The organism is Bacillus sp. CCNWLW194 (assembly GCF_037120585.1).
Lineage (GTDB): Bacteria > Bacillota > Bacilli > Bacillales > Bacillaceae_G > Bacillus_A > Bacillus_A basilensis.
Genome location: NZ_JBBBBL010000016.1, coordinates 16,138 through 37,537, shown reverse-complemented (window position 1 = coordinate 37,537; position 21,400 = coordinate 16,138). Strand labels below are relative to the sequence as shown.

21 protein-coding genes and 3 pseudogenes are annotated in these 21,400 nt (G+C 33.6%); 8 read left to right on the top strand and 16 right to left on the bottom strand.

All coding sequences use genetic code 11. The features are described from left to right. Nucleotides 1-98: 98 nt before the first annotated feature. Together V7S50_RS27175 and V7S50_RS27170 are read right to left on the bottom strand one after the other, a co-directional pair. The gene (locus V7S50_RS27175; RefSeq protein WP_336584440.1) at nucleotides 99-371 is read right to left on the bottom strand and encodes a zinc ribbon domain-containing protein; all 273 of its coding nucleotides are present in this window, start codon (nucleotides 369-371) and stop codon (nucleotides 99-101) included. Nucleotides 372-395: 24 nt separating this feature from the next. Continuing rightward, nucleotides 396-590: pseudogene (locus tag V7S50_RS27170) on the bottom strand (nucleoid-structuring protein H-NS); the annotation flags it as partial. 8 nt (nucleotides 591-598) lie between these two features. Here V7S50_RS27170 and V7S50_RS27165 point away from each other — a divergent pair. Together V7S50_RS27165 and V7S50_RS27160 are read left to right on the top strand one after the other, a co-directional pair. Then, on the top strand, nucleotides 599-742 hold the full coding sequence (locus V7S50_RS27165) for a recombinase family protein (protein ID WP_309260470.1): 144 nt from the start codon (nucleotides 599-601) through the stop codon (nucleotides 740-742). Between the two features lie 426 nt (nucleotides 743-1,168). Beyond that, nucleotides 1,169-2,056 (top strand): NAD(P)-dependent oxidoreductase, encoded by an 888-nt coding sequence (locus tag V7S50_RS27160; protein ID WP_336376668.1) that lies wholly within the window; start codon nucleotides 1,169-1,171, stop codon nucleotides 2,054-2,056. A gap of 93 nt (nucleotides 2,057-2,149) precedes the next feature. Here the strand turns inward: V7S50_RS27160 and V7S50_RS27155 are convergent, their stop codons facing one another. Then, on the bottom strand, nucleotides 2,150-2,521 hold the full coding sequence (locus tag V7S50_RS27155; protein ID WP_336376669.1) for a MerR family transcriptional regulator: 372 nt from the start codon (nucleotides 2,519-2,521) through the stop codon (nucleotides 2,150-2,152). 389 nt (nucleotides 2,522-2,910) lie between these two features. On the opposite strand from V7S50_RS27155, the gene tnpB reads away from it, so the two are divergent. Then, complete coding sequence (tnpB, locus tag V7S50_RS27150) at nucleotides 2,911-4,032, top strand: IS200/IS605 family element RNA-guided endonuclease TnpB (protein ID WP_336376653.1); 1,122 nt, start codon at nucleotides 2,911-2,913, stop codon at nucleotides 4,030-4,032. A gap of 224 nt (nucleotides 4,033-4,256) precedes the next feature. Here tnpB and V7S50_RS27145 read toward each other — a convergent pair whose 3' ends face one another. Both V7S50_RS27145 and V7S50_RS27140 read right to left on the bottom strand, forming a co-directional pair. Further along, the gene (locus tag V7S50_RS27145) at nucleotides 4,257-5,228 is read right to left on the bottom strand and encodes a hypothetical protein (RefSeq protein ID WP_336376654.1); all 972 of its coding nucleotides are present in this window, start codon (nucleotides 5,226-5,228) and stop codon (nucleotides 4,257-4,259) included. After that, a complete protein-coding gene (locus tag V7S50_RS27140) occupies nucleotides 5,228-6,097 on the bottom strand; it encodes an RNA-binding protein (protein WP_336376670.1) in 870 nt (289 codons plus the stop codon). Before V7S50_RS27140 ends, V7S50_RS27145 begins: the two co-directional genes overlap by 1 nt. 445 nt (nucleotides 6,098-6,542) lie before the next feature. Between V7S50_RS27140 and V7S50_RS27135 the strand changes: the two genes are divergently transcribed. Continuing rightward, nucleotides 6,543-6,947, top strand: a complete 405-nt coding sequence (locus tag V7S50_RS27135) for a hypothetical protein (protein WP_336376919.1) — start codon at nucleotides 6,543-6,545, stop codon at nucleotides 6,945-6,947. A 1,149-nt stretch (nucleotides 6,948-8,096) separates the two neighbouring features. Here the strand turns inward: V7S50_RS27135 and V7S50_RS34145 are convergent. After that, nucleotides 8,097-8,162, bottom strand: a complete 66-nt coding sequence (locus V7S50_RS34145) for a YopX family protein (RefSeq protein ID WP_075313364.1) — start codon at nucleotides 8,160-8,162, stop codon at nucleotides 8,097-8,099. Between the two features lie 143 nt (nucleotides 8,163-8,305). Here V7S50_RS34145 and V7S50_RS27130 point away from each other — a divergent pair, with 143 nt between their 5' ends. The 3 genes from V7S50_RS27130 to V7S50_RS27120 all read left to right on the top strand — a co-directional run bounded on the left by V7S50_RS27130 (nucleotide 8,306) and on the right by V7S50_RS27120 (nucleotide 9,969). Beyond that, entirely contained in the window at nucleotides 8,306-8,539 is a 234-nt protein-coding gene (locus V7S50_RS27130) for a CGEA protein (RefSeq protein WP_242253761.1), read from the top strand. A gap of 175 nt (nucleotides 8,540-8,714) precedes the next feature. Further along, nucleotides 8,715-8,960, top strand: a complete 246-nt coding sequence (locus V7S50_RS27125) for a CGEA protein (RefSeq protein WP_242253762.1) — start codon at nucleotides 8,715-8,717, stop codon at nucleotides 8,958-8,960. A 31-nt stretch (nucleotides 8,961-8,991) separates the two neighbouring features. Next, nucleotides 8,992-9,969, top strand: coding sequence for a CgeB family protein (locus tag V7S50_RS27120; protein ID WP_336376656.1), 978 nt, complete (start codon nucleotides 8,992-8,994; stop codon nucleotides 9,967-9,969). A gap of 240 nt (nucleotides 9,970-10,209) precedes the next feature. Here V7S50_RS27120 and pseI read toward each other — a convergent pair whose 3' ends face one another. The 9 genes and pseudogenes from pseI to V7S50_RS27075 form a co-directional block, all read right to left on the bottom strand. Then, nucleotides 10,210-11,259 carry a pseudaminic acid synthase gene (gene pseI, locus V7S50_RS27115; RefSeq protein ID WP_336376657.1) on the bottom strand — a complete coding sequence of 350 codons (1,050 nt, stop codon included), beginning with the start codon at nucleotides 11,257-11,259 and terminating at the stop codon, nucleotides 10,210-10,212. Continuing rightward, nucleotides 11,252-11,812, bottom strand: coding sequence for a UDP-4-amino-4,6-dideoxy-N-acetyl-beta-L-altrosamine N-acetyltransferase (gene pseH, locus V7S50_RS27110; protein WP_336376658.1), 561 nt, complete (start codon nucleotides 11,810-11,812; stop codon nucleotides 11,252-11,254). The genes pseI and pseH overlap by 8 nt, the downstream gene beginning before the upstream one ends. Nucleotide 11,813: 1 nt before the next feature. Beyond that, complete coding sequence (gene pseG, locus V7S50_RS27105; protein ID WP_336376659.1) at nucleotides 11,814-12,914, bottom strand: UDP-2,4-diacetamido-2,4,6-trideoxy-beta-L-altropyranose hydrolase; 1,101 nt, start codon at nucleotides 12,912-12,914, stop codon at nucleotides 11,814-11,816. A 39-nt stretch (nucleotides 12,915-12,953) separates the two neighbouring features. Then, nucleotides 12,954-13,949 (bottom strand): cytidylyltransferase domain-containing protein, encoded by a 996-nt coding sequence (locus V7S50_RS27100; RefSeq protein WP_242253782.1) that lies wholly within the window; start codon nucleotides 13,947-13,949, stop codon nucleotides 12,954-12,956. Further along, nucleotides 13,950-15,155: a UDP-4-amino-4,6-dideoxy-N-acetyl-beta-L-altrosamine transaminase gene (gene pseC, locus V7S50_RS27095; protein ID WP_242253783.1), complete on the bottom strand. Its 1,206-nt coding sequence runs from the start codon at nucleotides 15,153-15,155 to the stop codon at nucleotides 13,950-13,952. After that, nucleotides 15,155-16,117: a dTDP-glucose 4,6-dehydratase gene (locus V7S50_RS27090; protein ID WP_336376660.1), complete on the bottom strand. Its 963-nt coding sequence runs from the start codon at nucleotides 16,115-16,117 to the stop codon at nucleotides 15,155-15,157. Before V7S50_RS27090 ends, pseC begins: the two co-directional genes overlap by 1 nt. Then, a complete protein-coding gene (locus V7S50_RS27085; RefSeq protein WP_000465151.1) occupies nucleotides 16,114-17,139 on the bottom strand; it encodes an SDR family NAD(P)-dependent oxidoreductase in 1,026 nt (341 codons plus the stop codon). The genes V7S50_RS27090 and V7S50_RS27085 overlap by 4 nt, the downstream gene beginning before the upstream one ends. A 238-nt stretch (nucleotides 17,140-17,377) precedes the next feature. Then, nucleotides 17,378-17,577, bottom strand: a pseudogene (locus tag V7S50_RS27080) (CDP-glycerol glycerophosphotransferase family protein); the annotation flags it as partial. Between the two features lie 4 nt (nucleotides 17,578-17,581). Beyond that, on the bottom strand, nucleotides 17,582-18,349 hold the full coding sequence (locus V7S50_RS27075; protein WP_242253785.1) for a glycosyltransferase family 2 protein: 768 nt from the start codon (nucleotides 18,347-18,349) through the stop codon (nucleotides 17,582-17,584). A 291-nt stretch (nucleotides 18,350-18,640) separates the two neighbouring features. Between V7S50_RS27075 and V7S50_RS27070 the strand changes: the two genes are divergently transcribed. Continuing rightward, complete coding sequence (locus tag V7S50_RS27070) at nucleotides 18,641-19,930, top strand: glycosyltransferase family 2 protein (protein ID WP_242253786.1); 1,290 nt, start codon at nucleotides 18,641-18,643, stop codon at nucleotides 19,928-19,930. A 1,191-nt stretch (nucleotides 19,931-21,121) separates the two neighbouring features. Here V7S50_RS27070 and V7S50_RS27065 read toward each other — a convergent pair. Next, nucleotides 21,122-21,268: pseudogene (locus V7S50_RS27065) on the bottom strand (3D domain-containing protein); the annotation flags it as partial. Nucleotides 21,269-21,400: the final 132 nt, after the last annotated feature.

The following is a 21,400-nucleotide window of genomic DNA, read 5'->3' as shown; positions in this document are numbered from 1 at the left end:
CGCTTGAAGTGGGGATTTCTTAGCATCAACAAAGACAAGGTCCCATGAGAAGCGGATTTTCCATCTCCTCTCTGCACCTATGCAGGGACTCCTTTTCTTCATTTGACTAAGCAACTTCTGCACATGCAGAAGGGCGGGAACACACCGTCTACTACTTTTTGCTTACGCAATCCACAAATACTTTCTCTTCGTTTCTTCCGGGATATGACACATCTTTCCGTACAGTTCTTTTGCCAAAATGTTGTGGGCTCGTGAATGTCCCAGTGTTCTTCGTAGCCGCACACACAAACGTAGTTACGTGTCCGCACTTTCTTTCTTCTTTGGCAACAAGGGCATGTTTGAGAAGTGTATGTTTCATCTACGAGAAACAATAGAGGTCCCTTTAGCAATCTAACCTATTTCGATGCTGGAGCGAGAGTGACTTCGGGTGATGTTACCTTGTCATAAAAATCTACGAATTTGTCACGATCGGCACTATCACGGTAAGCCATGGCGACACGTGGATGTTCATTAAGTACACCAGAGATCATGTAAGGTATGATATAGCCTCACTCCCACTCTTGTCGCATTTCTAACATGTGCTTTTCAATGTGAGCGTATTTACCAGGAAAAAGTATCAGGTGCTCAAAAGAATCGACAAGAATTACAAATAGCTTTGGATATGCTTCGCGAGGGAGATGTATTTGTAGTTTATAAGCTAGATCGATTAGCCGCTCCGTTAAACATCTATACGAGATCATAGATATCATTCGTAAAAAAATGTTCAATTTATTTCTCTTAAAGATAACATCGATACCTCATAAAGTATGTAAGGAGATTATCTCATGGGTTATTTACAAATAGTAGGTGGGGAATATTTGACGTTTACATTTATAATCTATCAAGACCTAAATTATAAAAATCTTTAAAAATAGGGGAGAGCATATATTATATATCACTAATATACGCTCTTCTTTTATTTAATTAAAGCGCCCTTTAATGGGATAATAGATTACTTATAACTGGTTTGTTGAAATATTATAACTAAAAATATTTCTGTTGACTATGACACTGGTGTCATACTTTAGAATAAAGTTTGAACATCTGAAAGGGGGCATTTACATTGAGTAAAAATGACCAAAGTGAGCAAAAACGAAATATCAGTCAAGTATCAGATAGAGATGTATCTGTGGAGGCGGGCCCATATCATTCACCTGTTACGGTTATCGGCCTGGGTCCGATGGGTCAGGCGCTGGTTGGTGCGTTGCTAAAGAACGGCCACTCTACGACAGTATGGAACCGCACCGCCGAAAAAGCCAATCCCCTTGTTTCTCAGGGGGCAATCCTTGCGAATTCAGTTGCCGACGCGGTGGCTGCAAGCCCGCTGGTTATCATCTGTGTTCTGGACTACAACATCGTCCATTCAGTCCTCGGCCCCGTGGGAGATGCCCTGAAAGGACGGACATTGGTGAACCTCACTGCCGACTCGCCCAAACATGCCCGTGAAATGGCCACATGGGCTGCCCAATACGGAATCGATTACCTCGATGGGGCAATTATGACCCCTACTCCGACCATCGGAACTCCTGCAGCTTCCGTCCTGTATAGTGGACCAGAATCCGTCTTTAAGACCCATCAAGCGACCCTAGCAAGCTTGGGTGGCACTGCCTCTTATCTTGGAGAAGATCCTGGCCGGGCGGCGGCATATGATGTGGCCCTCCTTGATCTCTTTTGGACATCCATGAGCGGTTATGCTCACGCTCTCGCTCTTGCCACTGCCGAGAATATTCCAGCAAAGGAATTCGCTGTCTATGCCCAGGGTATCATAGCCATCATGCCCGACATCATGACTTATTTGGCAAATGAAGTAGACGCAGGTTACTATCCTGGTGACAAGTCCAATATCATCTCGGCCTCAGCAGGAATGGAGCACATTATCCATGCTTCTCAACACCACGGCCTCGACGTCAGCGTTCTGAGTGCTGCAATGGCAGTGACCCAACAGGCAATTAACGAGGGCTATGGAACCGATGGTTTCTCTCGCTTGACCGAACTGCTACGGAAACCGTCTGCATAACATCATTGTCGTATGAAGAGATCCCGGATTCCGCCATGATTACGGACTGGGATCTTCAATTATTTCGTTATTTCAACTAGGGGGAATTTCCAGTTATGTATCTCTCAATCTTCGTTTATCCGTCATTTGTATAATTTGTTTTTCTAACCGCTGCTTTACAACATCCAATGCACTAATTTGTCTATTGATTTGATCCAACTTCTCTTGATAAGTTTCCAGCATTTCTTCACAAAATTCATAGTCTTCCGGACCACTATCCTCACATTTCAATATTTCCTCAATTTGTTCCGTTGTCAAACCCAAACCCAAATAAAGCTGGATAATTCGAATGCGTTTAATAGCAGATTCATCGAACTCGCGATAATCATTTTCAAGGCGTACAGCAGTAATTAGATTTTTTTTCTCATAATGCCTAATGGATCGAACACTTGCACCTGTCTTTTTAGACAATTCACTAATTTTCAATGGAAACATCTCCCTTTTAAATATAGGATGACATTAGTGTTAAGGAAAATAATAACATATAGATTTTGTTCTATTGAAGTTGTTAGCATTGAGACGAATTAGGATTCAATTACTACGCTATTAAAGTTTATGCTTTCTTTAACTTTTATAAGCTGTTTTCTCGCTTCATCGGATTTTTAAAGGTATTTACTTTTCTTTTTTTATCATTTTAGCCAAGAAGACTCCTTCCTCAAGGAACGCGAAGTGAGTAGGTGGGAGATGAATTGGCTTCGAACAAGGGATGGCAGGAAGCCATCTTAATTGTTTGACATACATAAAGTGTTACTTCACTATCGATCGAATGTACGTTCGGTGTATAATAGTCATATACTAAAATGGAGGTGAATCAAATGATAATTAATAGAGCCTTTAAGTTTCGTATCTATCCAAATCAAGCACAAGCAATTCTAATTAATAAAACAATAGGTTGTTCTCGCTTTGTATTCAATCATTTTCTATCCCTATGGGATCACGCATATAAAGAAACTGGAAAAGGTTTAACATATGGTACATGCTCTGCCAAACTTCCTGGCTTGAAGAAAGAGTTTGTTTGGCTCAAAGAAGTAGATAGTATTGCGATTCAGTCATCTGTTCGCAACCTTGCGGATGCGTATACACGATTTTTCAAAAAACAAAATAGTGCCCCGCGTTTCAAATCCAAGAAGAATAACGTACAATCTTATATCACAAAACAAACAAATGAAAACATTGCCGTTGTAGGAAACAAAATAAAATTGCCAAAACTAGGTCTTGTTCGATTTACCAAAAGTCGTGAAATAACGGGACGTATTGTAAATGCTACAGTTAGACGGAACCCTTCTGGTAGATACTTTGTGTCGTTATTAGTTGAAACAGAAGTGCAAGAACTTCCAAAAACACATTCTTACATTGGAATTGATGTAGGACTAAAAGATTTCGCCATTTTGTCAGATGGAACAATCTACAAAAACCCAAAATATTTCCGATTTTCAGAAGAAAAGTTGGCAAAAGCACAGCGTGTGCTTTCGAGAAGAACAAAAGGTTCCTCTCGATGGAATAAACAAAGAATTAAGATAGCTAGAATTCATGAATATATATCAAATGCTAGAAAAGATTACTTGGACAAAATTTCAACTGAAATCATCAAAAACCACGATGTTATCGGTATAGAGGATTTGCAAGTATCGAATATGTTAAAGAATCATAAGTTAGCAAAAGCAATTAGCGAGGTATCATGGTCACAGTTTCGAGCCATGTTAGAATACAAAGCAAAATGGTACGGCAAACAAGTCATTGTTGTATCGAAAACATTTGCTTCCAGCCAATTATGTTCTTGTTGTGGATATCAAAACAAAGACGTTAAAAATCTAAACCTACGTAAATGGAACTGCCCTTCTTGTTGTACACACCATGATAGGGATATTAACGCAAGTATCAATATAAAAAATGAGGCAATAAGACTTCTAACCGCAAGGACTGTGGGGGTAGCCTAATAAATTAAAGTTCAATAGAACTTTTTACTTAGGAATCCCCCTCTTCTAAATGAAGTGAAAGTGGGGGTAGTTCAAATTTGTATCTTACTAATCATTTTTGTCCTCAATTTAAATCATTCAGTTCATTCATCTCCATCTTATTTAGTACAATACAAATGAATGTTATCTACTTTACTTTTTAACTAAAAAAGCTGCTTCAGCATATTTACCTGAAGCAGCTCTTGTTATCTCAAAAATGGTAATGGTGCTTGCTGAATTCCGTTTTGAGTTGAGATATAAAAAGATTTTGCGAATCCCTCACTGTGAATGCATTCGTCTATTAAAAGCATTATAGGAATCTTTCGTAAGTCTAACATTAGCTCCTTTCTAACATGTTCTGCTAAAGCAAGATTAGATATAGATAATATAAAAATTCCTGGTAAACTCTTCGTGTTTTCGAAATTCAATAAATTATTTGGTCCATTTTGAATTTGATCTTCCCAAATTTTCAATCGCGATTTTAAATGTTGTGCATACCGCTGACCTTGTTGTACCCTTTCAAATATGAAGTTTTGATTTCCAATCGGAGTTTTAATTTCTCCAACAGCAATTGGATTATACCCATTACCAGTACCTTGTAACTTCGGATACCAGCACCAGTTTTTTAATAATTGTTGGCCTATTGCAAACTCATATTTTATTTGATTCATAGTGACAAATCTTTGTACACCTGCCACCCCAAGTTTTAACCACTGCTCTGGCTTTAAAGAATAGTTTGTATTACGGTTATGATAAGCCCACATCATCAAATGACCAGCAGTATTTAATGTGATTGGAGCAGAAGTTTTGGGTCGATCCGGAAATAGCCCAGATTTTATCTCCCATCGACTAACAAATCCATACAGTACCAGTTTTTTCAACGATTCTGAAACCTGTGACCTACTAATTTTAGATTCCACAAAATTTTTGATTTGTGCTTCAGTAATCGCTAATGAATCCCAAATAAGCTTTAGTATTAAATTATCTTTTTCATTTATAAAACCTGAATTAATTCTGTCATAAATACTACGTAAATCTGTGAGTGGTTTGAAATTATCTGGAAGAATTGGTCCCCCCTGCAACGAGGGGTCATCCCAAAGTGATAAAGATTGGTCCCTATTAAGCCAATATTGAACCGCCTTTCCATTCTCTTGTACGGAAACCTGCGGCGCACTCATTAGTTAAATAAAAACGCCGTTGGGTCGTTAACTTTTTTGCGTCCAAAAGGAAACTTAAAGATAACCCCCGACCCTCTCTCTTTTTCTACATCCACATTCACAATTCTCATACTAACTACTTCATCCAATACTGGCTGTTCGATTGTTTTAGGGACAATTCCTTTAATTGTGCAGCCTTGGTCCAATTCAACAAAAACTCCAAAACGCGGGTCAACATTTACTACCCTTCCAACGATTGTATCTCCTTCAGCTAATTCAGATAATAACTGATAAGGGTTTTCCACTGCTGCTTTTCTAGAAACGTGGATTAATCGTTGCTCTGGATTAAATTGTAGAACCTTAACTGGGATGCGTTCACCAATAGGTGCATAACGATCCACAGCATTTTTATACACTCTTCCATAGTTTAGTTCATGTAATTTCATGAAGCATTCGGCACCATTGATGCGTAAGAATATAGTTGGAACCTGAGCATTCATATTGTATCCAGTTACTTCTGCTTCGTAGGTTGGCTCTTGCAGTCTTTCATCTTGCTCCAATTCTATTAACTCACGAATTAAAGCATCTGCCGATCTTCTACTTGCTTCTTTTACTGATACCTGAACTTTATTTACATCCAGTTCATCAGACATTTGAGTAATTACTACGTTAAAAATATTACCTGTGAATTGTGTAATACTTCTAAAAGAATAATCAGAGAAGTCCTCTTTTTTACAAATACCTATAATCTTACCGTTTTCAAGGGCAAACTCAGCATATTCAGTATCTGGATCGTCTTTATCATGTTTTTTAACCGTTCTTAATACTGCTTGAATTGGCTCTTTATATCTACGTAGTGCCTGTAGCTTTTCATAAGTTTTTGAATCCATAAAAATATCTCCTCTCCCTCGTTCAATATTTATAAAATTCAAAAATAATACTTCTACTTGAATTATTGGTACTTTTAACTCAAAAACTAAGTTTTTTAGAAATATTTTCTGAAAATTTAATTTGTTCTTTATACTAAGCCTGCTACTCACCTTATTTATTAGAATTAATGTTAAAATAGTTATATATTCAATGAACTAAATTCTTGTCAAAAAATATGTATATACAGGAAATGCTTAGCTATTTTTGCTTTGAATTTTGGTGCGAGGGGGAAGAAAGATGCTTAAACTGCTTACTGGAAAAAGGATATTAGAAAAAGAAACAGAAGAATGATCTCTTTATTTCGTATTACCTTCCGATGCGTTTCACAAATACGTAGGACTTTGGGGTTATCTAATCAGGCCTGGGGAATTTCATCAACCTGTTAAATGGATAAATACTTATAAAATGCATTCATTGGATTCTTATGTATTACTAGATAAATTTAACCCTAACGAATATGAATACATGATTTTTGAAGAGTTTGGTTTAGCTAAGCAGTTAAATCAAATATTAGCTTCTCATGGAATACGTATAAATAATAGCTTTGAAGAATTTTTGACTTTAGAAGAAATACCCACAGATGCTGTAAAAGAAGTGAAAGATTGTTTAATTAAAAATGAGTGTATGAACGTTTATCCAGAAGATTTCCCTATTGTAGATGGGTCTGAATATGTATTCGCAGGTGAAAAGAAAAAATTCATTATTGAAACAGAAGAATATTATGATGATGTTACTTTGTATGATCAAACAAATTATTTCTGTAAGCGTAGCGTTTTTTTTGTACAACGAGCAGTTAGTTTTATTAACTAGCTGCTTTGTTGTGCAAAATGAAGTTTTTGTCCAAGTTTTTCACCATTCGATAAAATAAACATAATAATAGTTAATGAACAGACATTTATAATCAATCTCCTATGGAGCACTTTAATTAGGTGCTCCTTTCTACATATACAATTTAGATATCGTTGCGATAGGTAAAACTTTGAAGTTATCTCCATCTTTTCCCCGGCTTAACACTGTACGTGCGACTTTCATTGCTTACAGCGTCCCATCTTATCCTTTTATACTAAAGCAACTAGATTACAAACAATGTTGTACTCACCTATGTATTCATTCCCTTTTCTTACTAAAGGTCCAATCATCTTACTCGATTCTGTGAGTTACATATAGTTGATTTAGCTTTCAAAGAACAAGATTAGGGACTATCCCTCCACATTTGTTACATGCTTCGTTGGTACTGTGAAGAATAAAGCAATTTTGGTTTGTTAGAACCTTATATACATCTGTCTGCTAGTAGGTGTTAGTGACAGTTTCTTGCTTACCACGTTCCGATTGACTTAGCTATACATATATCCTTAAGTGCTTGCTGTAAACCTGTTATCTTTACATCCTCATCGTTAGATGTTCCGAATTTTATATCATTTACTCTTACTTTTCGGTAGATAACATCGTCATTAACGACATACACATTTCTGATGTATTAATCCTTTAGACCCATACATTCGCAAGTTCGTCAGTCCTTTATCGGACATTCTCACCATAGATATTTTGTAGCATCCCGACCTATCCATTACCATATGAGTTCTCACTTAGGTTTTGTTCAGCCAACTTCACCTAGCTTCATACAATTTGTGACTACTATCATGCCTTGCATGTAGGAGTATTAGATAAGTAGTTTCAGCTCAACCTGACGGTTTTCATTCCTACTTTCAGTCGAACAGTTGTTGTCATCAAATTGATAACCCTCCTATTTCGTGTTTGCACACTTATAAGAAAACAAGTCGCGCAAATAAGAATTTTATTTATTTTTCTAGTTACTCTAAATTTCCATAAATGCTGCCGAAAACTTAAGCCTTCTATCTCATCCTAATCAAATACCGTGTAGCATAACTTCATGTACTCGTTACATCCTACCTTATAATTCCATTCATCATTTGGACCTTGGAATAGCTGATCACTAAATCACACAATATCTTCCTCATAAACCTCCTTACCATTTTTATTTTTTAAACCTGTGTATCGTAGTATTTCACAGTTATCATATTAATCATGAAGGGATAAAACCGGAAAGTGACTTCTAATAGTCCAAGCACTTCATACTGCTCCCCCATACAATATAAAATGTTTGGAATTCACTACATTATTAAAAATTAGAGTTAGGAGGGTTTAATATGGCAGCATGTAAAGGTTTAGCTTGTGTTATATTCTCTGTATGGCCAGTGGGAATAGTTGTTACAGTTACTACTAGATCAGGTCAAATTATTGGTCCTGCTACTTTTACACAGTTCATTCCGCAAAATTGTGCGGTGATTTTAGTTGAAGAAGATGTGCTAACCCCCTCTTCAACCAATACTATATTCATAAGTTGTGAAGATATAGAAAGCATTACATTAACCACCCCTTAAGATGATTCAAATGGTTTTAGTTCGATCTATAATTAAGACATTCATTAGAATGTCTTTTTTTATTTCAATAATATTCTTTAATTTAAATTTCTTTCCCCTTCTAAAGGTTACTTGTCTACACATCCTTCTACATACTTTCATATGATACAGTATATTGTTTAAAGGAGGGAAAAATTTGTTCTTATGCAATTTATTTCGTTGTTCAGGTGGAGTATGTACTATTTTTAAAAATTTACAACCAGGCGAAGTCGTTACTGTGACTGGTAAATCTGGAAATATTATTGGACCTGCTGTTTTTACAAATTTTAACTCTAATACTTGTATCGTCACATTAGAGGAGGAAAATTCAATTACTCCTCCGACTATAAGTATTACTAAGATCAGTTGTAAAGAAATAGAAAGTGTTACGTTTAGCTCATAATATATTTTATACCTAAAGCAGGGATTGAAATATGAAACTCTTATACATTACTTCTGGTTACTCAAAAATCTATCAATATCTAGATCAAAGCATACAGGAAACACTTATCAATCAAAATTTCGAATGGTTAGCAGTACAGCCGAGTGAATTAGTAGAGCAATTGGATTTCATTACAGCAACTTTTCATCCTAATATTGTTTTCACCTTATTAGGTAATTATCTACCGCAAAAAGCAATTCAATATTTTAAAGAAAGGAATATTAAATTAGCTGTCTGGTTAACTGAGGACCCATTTTATATAGATACTTCTCTTCCTCTATTAAATAACTTTGATTTTATATTTACTATTGATAGCGAAGCACTTAAATATTACACAGCTTTAGGATATACCAATGTATATCATTTACCCTTAGCAACTAATATAGATATATTTAAACCTGGTCTAAAAAATTCAAAATATATAAGTGAAATATTGTTCATTGGATATCCTTATCCAACCCGAGTGAAATTGATACAGTTTCTTTTGGAAAAAACCCCTTATCACTATACTGTTATCGGTCAACACTGGCGAAATAAGTTAATTAAAAAATGGAAAAATCACCGAAGAATTAAGATTATAGAAGAATGGATTCCGCCTCAAGAAGTTGCGTTCTATTATAATAACGCTAGTCTTATATTAAATCCTCATCGTAGTTATCTATTTCCGCAGAATAAAAATAAAAATAGAGTAAAAAGTAATACCATTAATAATCGTACATTTGATATCGCAGCTTGCCAAGGCTTTCAAATTATTGAAGAAAAATCTGATCTTTCATCTTTCTTCAATAAAGATGAAATTATATCCTATAACAGCTTTGAAGACTGTTTAAATAAAATATCTCTTAATTTAAATGATACGATTTCAAAAAAATTAATGGTCGAAAAAATTTACAAAAAAGTTATTACACAACATACTTTTCATGAGAGAATCAATTTTATAACGAATATATTACAATCACAATTTAATTGATTTATTAAATTAAAAATTTCTTTTCTTTTATAATGATTCTGAATAAATTAAAATGCCTTTTTAATTTTATGAAAAGGCATTTTAATTTATCTTTTTCCGCCAGAAGACTCCCCCCTTAATTTTCCTGAAGGTGTGATTGCACCAACAAATAAATAGGAGATGCATATCGGTTAGCACAAGCTATCATGTTTACTACTACATACTTGAAATGAATTCCTATTAGTATTTCAGTATACTCTATCAAATTAAATCCCATGAAATAGGTGTTCCTTTTTTGATATCCTTACTCGCTTTCTTTCCGAGAATTTTGGATAAGTGTTTTGGCAATAAGCCATTACCTGGTCTAATAGCTTTAATATTTTCATTCGTGAATACTTCTCCCGCTTTTATGTCTTCTACAACATATAATGACCTTCTAAACTTTAAAGAGTCTTTTTCTAAATTAGTTGGTCCATAATATACATTACCTAAAGATTCCCATGCTTTTTCAGTTTCACTTACTAATAATTTAAATTCAGCAGGTTCCATTGAAAATTCAGCATCTACACCCCCGTCAGACCTCGAGAGTGTTAAATGTTTCTCAATTACTGTGGCTCCCAAAGCAACACTTGCTACAGATACACCTACTCCAAGTGTATGATCAGATAAACCTATTTCACATTTAAATAACTCCTTCATATGAGGTATGGTAGCTATGTTTGTAGATTTGGGAGATGCAGGATACGTACTTGTACATTTTAATAAAATTAATTCTTTACATCCCTCTTCTCTCGCAGCCCTTACTGTTTCATCTAGTTCAGCAATCGAAGCCATACCTGTCGAAATGATTATTGGTTTTCCTGTTGCAGCTACTTTACGTATGAGGGGGATATCAGTATTTTCAAAAGATGCGATTTTATAACAAGAAACATTTAATGATTCTAGAAAATCCACAGCAGTTTCATCAAATGGCGTACTAAATGGTATCATTCCTAATTCTATACAGCGATCAAAAATGGGTTTATGCCACTCCCATGGTGTATAAGCCTCTTTATATAAATGATAAAGTGATTTACCTTTCCATAAGCTTTTTGTATCTTGAATTAAAAAATCACCATTTTCTATATTTAAAGTCATTGTATCAGGTGTATATGTTTGAATTTTAAATCCCTGTGCTCCAGCCACTGCAGCTGCCTCTACAATTTGCAAAGCCCTATCTAATGATTGATTATGATTCCCTGACATTTCTGCAATTATAAATGGTGGCAAGTTATCGCCAATCTCTCTACCTCCGATATATATATTACTCATTTTTTTCACCTTCAAGTTCTTTTTTTATGGCTTCTTTCCTTTCCGTCCACTGTTCATGAAACAGGGTCATTGTAATGACATCAATATAATCATTATCCCTGCAAATATAGTTTTCATATCTTCCATCTTCTTGGAAGCCAAGTTTCTGATGGAAGTTTAAACTGATACGATTTGATTCTATTATTTCTGCACACACTTTGTGTATGTCTTTTGTTTCAAATATATAGTCTAATGCTAATAAACCTAATACAGTTCCAGCACGTCTTACGCCTTCCTTTTCACCTATATAAAATCCCCAATAACAAGTCTGATTCATTTCATCTATTTTTGTAAAATTAACAAATCCAATTGGCTTTTCTTTATATGTTAATAATCTTGCAACTTTTGTATCGTCCATTACTAGTTTTTCATACCACTTTAAATGTTCGTCTATTGTTATCTGATGATCTTCATACATAACCGTACGTATTTCTTTTGTATTCCTCCACTTTAAAATAAGTTCTAAATCTTTCTTTTCTAAACTTTTCAATTGAAAATCCCCTATATCTAACATGCTATCCTCCTAAAATAATTTTTGCTATTTCATCTGAATTACTGGCACACTGTATAGAAAGAGCTTTATTAGACATTTCTTTCACTATATTAGAATTTGATAAAAGCTTGCTTAGACATTTCGTAATCGTTTCATCCGAAACACTTTCAGCTGTACCAATGTTCCATGTAGCTCCAGCGTTCGACACAGCCTTGGTTACTTCAATTTGATTTGGAGCAGTTGTAATTGTTATAGAAGGTAATCCAAGAAAGCAGCGTTCCCATGTGGTTGTGCCACCAGCTCCTATCCCTAAATCCGCTCGTACGATAAACTCTTCCATATTCTCTATTTGACAATAGAATGAGGCATTAGAAATACTCCTGCAATAAGATTCAATCTCTTCTTTATGGGGATTTTGACTTCCTACTACTACATCTACTTTTAAAGTATCGCTACTTATATTTTGTATAGCTCTTAATGTTTTTAATGTTTCATTCGTTGCATCATGCCCCCCAAAAAATACAAAGATGCGTTCAATCTCGCCTGTTCTTTTTCTTAAAAATTTTTTAGCAGCATGAAACTCTGGTCGTAATATGGCATATTTAGGTCCTAATTTCACTAATGATTGCTCTGGTAATAAATCTTTATAGCGAGTATTTAGGTTATCATATAAATTTTGGTCTAGTAATAAATCACAGTCATGCATTCGATTTGCAAGATCATCAATTACCATAATCTTTCTTACAGTTTTTCTTAAAGCAGTCTCCCACTTATTATCTAATCCATAATGATCAACAATTAACCAATCAAACTTGGGAAGTTGCGACAAAATATCATTGGTCTGTTGTGCATCAACAAACCAATGATATTTTAGCCAATTCAAATAACTCCCGTGTACTGTACTTGAGAAATTCGTATTTTCACCATCTGCATCTAATAAAAACACATGAAATCCCTTATTTAAAATATATTGCTGCAGATCACCTTGCAGCTTACGACAAATGAAATAAATCTGAGCACCTTTATTCCGTAACTCATGGGCAAGTGTTAAACAACGCATAATATGACCGGTCCCTATTTCAATAGATGCGTCGGCGCGAAAGGCAATTTTTTTCTCAAGCAAGTTACTCCCTCCTCACTAAAAGCGCTACAATTTATTAATTTATAATTTTGTTTCTCTATTTAACTCATCTACTAACGATTTTTGATTTATATATTTCAGTTTCACATGACTATTGATTTGAATAAGTTCAGGATTTTCTAGGATGTAATCTTTTATTTGATGAAAAAATAAAGGTTTAGATTTTACATTCAGACTTTTATAAAGTTCATTGAACATATCTAAATCTGGTTGTTCATCTAATGTTAGCCTCCAAGTAGGGTAACGAAATGGAGGAGGGAGTTTTACTATATTGACTTGGAATAAATGGGGATTATTTATAAAATACAACGGAAGGTATTCTGCATAGGTTAAAGTTTTTTGGGTTTGTAGCAATCGTTCGATTGCCTCTAATGTAAAAATATCGCCTGCTGTTCCAACAGGTAACGTACTTAACTCTGCCTGTGTATAATCTGCACCGCTTTTCAAATGTTCATCTAGTAAAAAAGTATTGATTTCTGGTGACACAACTGGGCAATCTCCTGTAATCCGCATTACAATGTTTGCATTTTCTTGTTTGGCAGCTTGGAATATGCGATCAGCAGTATTTTCTGGATCACCTCTGAAAATTTTAACCTTCCTGTCTAAATCAAATTTTTCCAAAGGATCATCTTGTGCTATATCTGAAGTAGCAAGTATGACCTGATGTTTTCCTGGAATAGCTAATGTATTTATAAGACATCTTTCAATGGAAGGAATTCCGTGTATTGGTAATAATGCCTTTAAAGGTAACCTAGTAGATTTTAACCGGCAAAGTACAATTATTACTACTTTTGGAGGTTCAATAACCTCTTTTGATAATGGGGTACCTGCAGACAAATTATATAAAGCTATCTGAGGTAATAATTCCTCTGCTTCAAGCTGGTTAAGTGCATTTTCAACAACATCTAGTTCCATAGCTATTTTATTAGCTGTAATAATCTCTCCTTTTTTTATATCGATTTTTGTAACAGCTCTTAACAATTTTTGATTTTGCAATCTTAATAACACCCCTTTCATTTAATGTTTAGCAACTCTATAAAACGAAAGAACTTTTCTCACCGCTTTTATTACATCCCATACATCAGCTTCTGTCATTTTCGGAAATAGAGGCAGTGTAATAATTTCCTCATATACATTTTCTGCTTGTGGACAAATACCTTTTTCATAACCTAATTTTTGATAAAACGGTTGTAAATGTACGGGTATATAGTGCACATTCACACCGATATTTTCTCTCTGTAATGCCTCGTAAATTTCTTTGCGATTACATTTTAATAATTTAGTATTTAAACGAATAATATAAAGGTGCCAACTTGATTCGGTCTGAGGCGATTGCTTTGGTATGATGATTTCAGATAAACAACTAAATTCTTTATTATAGATGTCTACATATTTCTTTCGAACCTTAATAAAAGAGTCTAATTTACTTAACTGTGATAACCCAAGAGCAGCTTGTATATCCGTTAATCTGTAGTTGTAACCTAAGAATTGCATTTCATAATACCAAGGCCCATGATTTTCAAGAAGTTTTTGAGGATTCCTTTCAATTCCATGCGTACAGAATTGAACAAGTTTTTCATAAAACAGTGGATTATTTGTAGTAATTACTCCGCCCTCTCCGGTAGTAATATGTTTCACCGGATGGAAACTAAACATTGTCATATCACCAATAGAACCAATCTTTTTATTTTTATATGTGGCTCCTAATGCGTGGGCTGCATCTTCAATGATAATCAAATTATTTTCTTTTGCGATTTTCTTTATTGCCTCTAACTCTACAGGCTGCCCAGTAAAATGTACGGGAATCATGGCTTTTGTTTTGCTTGTAATCTTTTCCTCTATAGATTTAGGACTAATGTTATATGTTTCATTGTCAATATCTGCGAATACTGGCTTTCCACCCTGGTATAAAATACAATTTGCACTTGCTACAAATGTCATTGGAGTTGTAATTACCTCATCTCCCTCAGTTATGCCAGCTGCATAACAAGCAGCATGCAGAGCAGCTGTACCATTTGAAAAAGAAACAGCGTATTTTGCTCCCACATATTTCGCTATAGCCTCCTCAAACTGTTGAATCGTTGGCCCTGTCGTTAAAAAATCCCCTTTTAATACATCTACAACCGCCTGAATGTCATGTTCATCAATTTGTTGTTGACCATATGGCAAATATGTTTCTCTAACAGGCTTTCCTCCATGTATACCGAGAATTTCCCTTACCATTATTCTTTCTCCTTAGGGTTACTTTTTAAAGATTTAATCCACTCTTCTGTTTTAATAACTCCATCTTCTAAAGAAACTTTCGGTTCCCAACTCAATATTGTTTTTGCTTTTTCATAGTTACATAATAATTTTTGAATTTCACTTTGTGGATGGATATGAGTTACATGTTGAATACTTACTTTATTTCCTGAAATCAATTCTGCTAATTTATTAATTGATATATCTTGTCCTGTTCCTGCGTTAATAATATGACCATTTGCTTTTGAAGAGTATCCTGCTGCCACAACAAAATCCGCACAATCTTCAACATACAAAAGATCTCTCGTTTGTTTCCCATCTCCATAAATATTTAGTGGTACATTATCTAATTTATTATTTATAAAAATAGCAACAACCCCACCTTCACCACCAGTTTTCTGGAATGGGCCATACGTATTAAATGGACGAATAACCACAACTGGCAGCTTGTAAGCATAATAGTAAGATAAAACCATGTTTTCAGCAGCAATTTTTGACCCAGCATATGGAGAAGCTGGTTTAATCGGGTCTAATTCTGATATTCCTTGTATATTAGTAGCTTTATCGTATACCATACACGTACTCATAAAGACCATTTTGACATTATGCTTATGACATTGTTCTAACAAATTAAAAGTACCTACTGTATCATTTTCAAAAGTTGTTCTAGCATCGTCTATACTATCTTGAACATTAATACTCGCTGCTAAATGATAACAAAGGTCAAATGAATTATTTTCAAATAATTGAGCAACTAATTTTTTATCTTTAATATCTCCTTGAATGTATTGTTTTAAATTTAGATCGTGTGCAAACTCGGTAATATTTGCAGTAGTTGAATTTGCTAAGTTGTCTAATATCCATACTTCATGCTTATCCTGCAATAATCTCTTTACAACCCACCTACCAATAAAACCTGCACCACCAGTTACTAATATTTTCATAGTTTCTCCCCTCCTGTTAATAGTTGCTGGTTTAATATTAAATTTCTAAGCTCTTCTTTTGAAATAGCATTTTGATTATCAGAACGGTAAAACCCTGCCTTCGCCCTTTTTGCATTTTCATATTGAGCACCCTTTTTTAATGGGCTAGGAATGATAAACATATCTGGTAATTCAAAAGCCTGTAAAGATTCATCATGTGTCATAAGTTCTTCATACATTTTTTCACCAGGTTTTAACCCAATTTCTTCAATTTTAATATTCTCCTTGGGCAATCCATATAACTTTGTAACTTCTTCTATCATCACTTCACTTAAATCGTTTAATGAAATAACTGGCATTTTTAATATAAAAGTTTCACCACCCTTTGCTATTTTCATTGCTTCAATTGTTAACATAGTTGCTTGGGTCAGTGTCATCATAAATCTACTCATACTAAGATCCGTTACAGTTATTTTTTGGTTTTCTTTAATTTGATTTTCAAATAAAGGAATGACAGAGCCTCTTGACCCCATAACATTTCCGAAGCGAACACTTGCAAATATCGTTTCACTTGAACCTTTTGAATATTCCGCTGACGTAATCAATCTTTCAGCAGTCAATTTTGTTGCACCGTAATTATTTGTTGGTGAAATCGCTTTATCAGAACTTGTAAAAACTACCTTTTTTACTTTCTGAGCAATTGCCGCTTTTATTACATTTTGTGTTCCAAAAATATTGGTCAAAACTGCTTCAAACGGATTATATTCACAAAACGAAACATGCTTCATCGCTGCCACATGGAACACATAATCAATATTTTCCATTGCACTATATAATCGATCGTAATTTCGAATATCCCCAATTAAATAGCGAATATTTTGATTTCTACCCCTGAGTTCTTCTTGTAATAAAAATTGATTATATTCACTTCTACTAAAAATCCTTACAACTTTGGGCTTTTCTTCTAGAATATTAGAAAGAATGCTCTTTCCAATTGTTCCTGTTCCACCAATAATTAAAATGTTTTTATCTTTAAAAAACATATAAATGCATACCTCCTCTTATTGAAATAATTTTTAGTCAAGAAAACTCCCTTCTCAATTTGTATGTAGTGCTATTGCACCAACAAATAGGTGGGAGATAAATTAGCTTTTTGAATAGCAAAACATACGATGCTGTTTTATATTTTTGGTACAGGTTGCTCATTGAAAACTGAAAATATGAGGTTGTTTAAGGAGTTATCTTTGGTTGAAATGAAGATATTTTTTCAAACTCTAACTACAACTGCGTTTCTTCTATTTGCTCAATGGACAGTTGTTTATAAAAATTATTTACTTTCATATTATTTTTTACATCATCGTCTAAATATTGATAAAAATTACTCAGTAATGGCAAACGGATATTATAATGGTTTAGCTCAGAAAAAACATTTATATATTCCGGATTTAGTTCCCGGTAATTTCCAAATAGATATCACTCAACATTTCACCCTCTTTTTCTTCTTAAGTCTTCTCTTAATTCTTTACATGTTCTTTGTGGCGGTAATAATTGTACAAATTCATTTTTTTCTTCTGCAAATAACTGCGAATGTATTGAATGTGAAGTAATATAATTGATATCTAAAATTTCATCTAAAGGATGAAAATCCCAATAATGATTTAATCTCCAAAAAAAGCGTGCATCTCCTATACGATAAAATTGAGGATCTTCATCCCAGTATGAATTCCACCTTTTTTCAAGAATCGGTAAAACAGAGGCTCTATGCATAATAGAACAATGATCAATTGTACATGGAGCATTATTAGTAATTTTTTTGGCAGCTCTTTCAACAGTTTTAATAGGCAAATCTGATTCATCTAGATGAATCGTTTTTGATGCAGAATAAATAATTTGAACACCTTTATTCTCATCAAGATAACTAGACATCTTTTTGAGTCGTTCTTTTTCATATTGATTATCATCAGTAATATAAGTAATATACTCCCCCTTCGCATGCTTAAGAGCCTCATTAATTAAAGCAGCATATCTGACTTTTTTTGTCCGTTCAGAAATATGGGCCACATTACTTTTATAAAAATGTACATTTTCCTTATTAATAAATGGTTGAATTACCTTCTGGGTCATTTCATTAGAATTATCATCCATGATAAAAAGCTCAAAATCTTGAAAAGTTTGGTTTAATACACTTAATATCGATTTTTCAACAAACGTAGGCTTATTGTAACTTGTCATTATAACTGAAATTTTAGGCAAATATTCCTCTCCTCCTTATAACCAAATACAAAAACAGTTACGTTATTATATAAACAGAAAGGACAATCCGTTCCGATAATTTTAAAAAAATTTATATATATATTAAAGTCTATAGCAGCGTTTATATTTATCTATATATATCTTTTTTTACTCCACTATAGTCCATACCATATCTATGAAAAGGTAATAAACTATCCAAGTACAAAAAAGAATGTATCAATAAAGGTTTATTATTATCTATTAGACTTCGCGAGAAAAAAACATTCAATATTCTCAGAAGAGGTGACGATTTTGCAACCCCTAATTTCAATTATCCTTACTAGCTATAATAAGCCATCATTAATTAATCAAGTTATTGAAAGTGTCCTAATGCAAACTTATAAAGAATGGGAACTTTTTATTATGGATGATAACTCTTGTCCAGAAACTATAAATATTATAAAAAATTATTTAGATGACCCTCGAATTTATTATGAAAATAGTTTTATACAAGATAATGAGAGATATAAAACCACAAGATATGCAACTCTCATCAATAAGGCACTTCCATTAACACGTGGGCAGTATATTTGCTATTTAACGGACGATACTATGTACGTTCCAAACAGATTAGCTGAAATGTTATCTTTCTTAGAAAAACACCCTGAAATTGATATAGTGTACTCTTCTCAATACGTAAAATATGTTGATTATAATCTACAACCTATTCATGAATATGTAAGAGAAGCTTCAAAAATTTTATATACAGCTGCAAATGTTGTGGATCACTGTTCAGTTATGCATACTAGAAGAATATTATTAAAGGTTTATGAAAAATACTGTGAATATTGGGATACAAATCCTTTATATTGGTTTGTTGGAGATGCGATGTTTTGGAAGCGCCTAAATACATTCCAGCCTTTTTATCCCATTAACAAAGTGCTCGATATTACTTTTAAAACACCATTTTCCTTCCAAAATTTATATGCTAACCTCCCTTCCAAAGATTTAAATGGTATTTTATTTAGAAATTCACAAGGTGAAGTATTTTTAATTGATAATTATAAACGTAGGCTTATATCGAAAGAAATGCTTTCCTACTTCAAATATAATCAAAATGAAATTGTCTCAATCCCTGATCCCTTTATCTACAAATATACTGAAGGTCCTCCCATAACCCTTACTGAATCAATCCCAAATCTACGGGTTGTGCAAAACGAAAAAGAAGAATTATTTTATTTAGAAAATAATCAAAAACGTCCATTCATTAACACCATAGCATTTCGCAAATTAAAATTTTCAAATCAAGAAATTATTAAAGTTTCACAAAGTAGTTTAGATAAATTTTCAGATGGACCACCTATTTATCCGAATTTATCTCATTACACGATTCTACCCGAAGGAAAAGTATTTATCTATCATCACAATTATTTCATAATGACAGATTACATGCTTCATCCAATAGATAAAGACATATTGCAAAAACTATATTTATTAAAGAACTGTATACCGATTTCAAAAACTAGTTTATCCCTCTTTAAGATTGGTCCTCCTATTTCATCATACCCCTCTCACTTAGCTAAAGAATACCAAGAAGAATGATATAAGAGGATAGCACCAATAAGAGATATTGCTTTAAAAAATAAAATAAGTTAATACAGGTAGTAGCGACTCTCAATATTAATAAATTAGACATATTAGCTTATCGAATACATCTATGAAATCCTAAGAAGACAAGTTAGTAAAAACTCTTAAAGATATCTAAATACTACACTTCACATATCACCAAATGTCTATAGAGCTACAAGTGATTTAAATCATTCATGTTCATTTAATAGAGGGCCTCGGTTCTCTATTTTAACGAATTCTTCGAAAGAGTTCTCCTTCCTCAAGCGTGTGAAAGGCGATAGTCCAACGATAGGTGGGTGATAAATTTCGGTTTGGCATAACCAAAAAATTTTGATAAAACTAGCTATATGAAGTTCTTTGATAACTTGATATATAAGGTTGCAGGAAGAAAATAGAATGTGCAAACCAAACCATTCGGTTCCCGTGTAAAATATCAATCATACCAAAGGAGCGTCCAAACGTTGGACATCTAGGGTTGGAACACCCGGAAGTGGCGAGTAGTTCACTACATGAAACTCCAAATTAGTCTTATATACCAACTTCGAGCTATTATTGGATGGCTAAATATAGACCGCTCTAAATAAACATTAACACTATACACATAGTGTTAATGTTTATGATTAAATATTAGTAATAGTAAGTATAAATATTATTATTTTACTATATCTTACATTTATGTAAAAATAGATATATGTTAAGTTTTTTCTAAATCTTTCCCCTAATAAAGATTTGAAAATAGCATTTCATGATTATCCTTACTGTTAATATGCCTAGAAAAAGAATCCTATAGGGTTCTTTTTCTAGGCATTACAACTAAATTCTACTTAACATTATTATCTTATACATAATAATTGCATTGCTATGAATATAACAGGTAAACACTCTCCCCCTGCGCTTGATTGGATAAATTACCTCTAAAATAATAGTTGTTGCATTTTACTATTAATAAGAGTGCAAGAAATCTATTCTTTTTACATTTAATATATAAACATGATACAAATTGTATTTTTTCATTTTCCATTAAAATTTTGGTGCTATTTTGGAAATAACCCTCTTAAAATACCTAAATCATATTAACAAAGGTTTTCAATGAGTTGCACTAACTCAAAAATAAAAGTCAGTCTCAATAAAGAGAAATGGCTTCTATTTTTGTTACCATGAATATCATAGAATTTTCACTTTAACCGTTTGTCTTCCCAAATTTATAACCTTACTTTTTGAACCTACTAAAACATCAATACGTTTACCTTTAATTGCACTACCGGTATCACCAGCAATTGCTTCACCACAATTTTCTACCCATACTTTTGATTCCGTAGTTGGCTTTTCACGTACGTTGAGTACATCCGCTATTACGATAGTTTCTGCGGTAACAGATGTTGTAAAAGTCCTCAGTCCAAAAACTGTTACTGCGTCAATTATTTTTTCTTATTAGCCTCCATT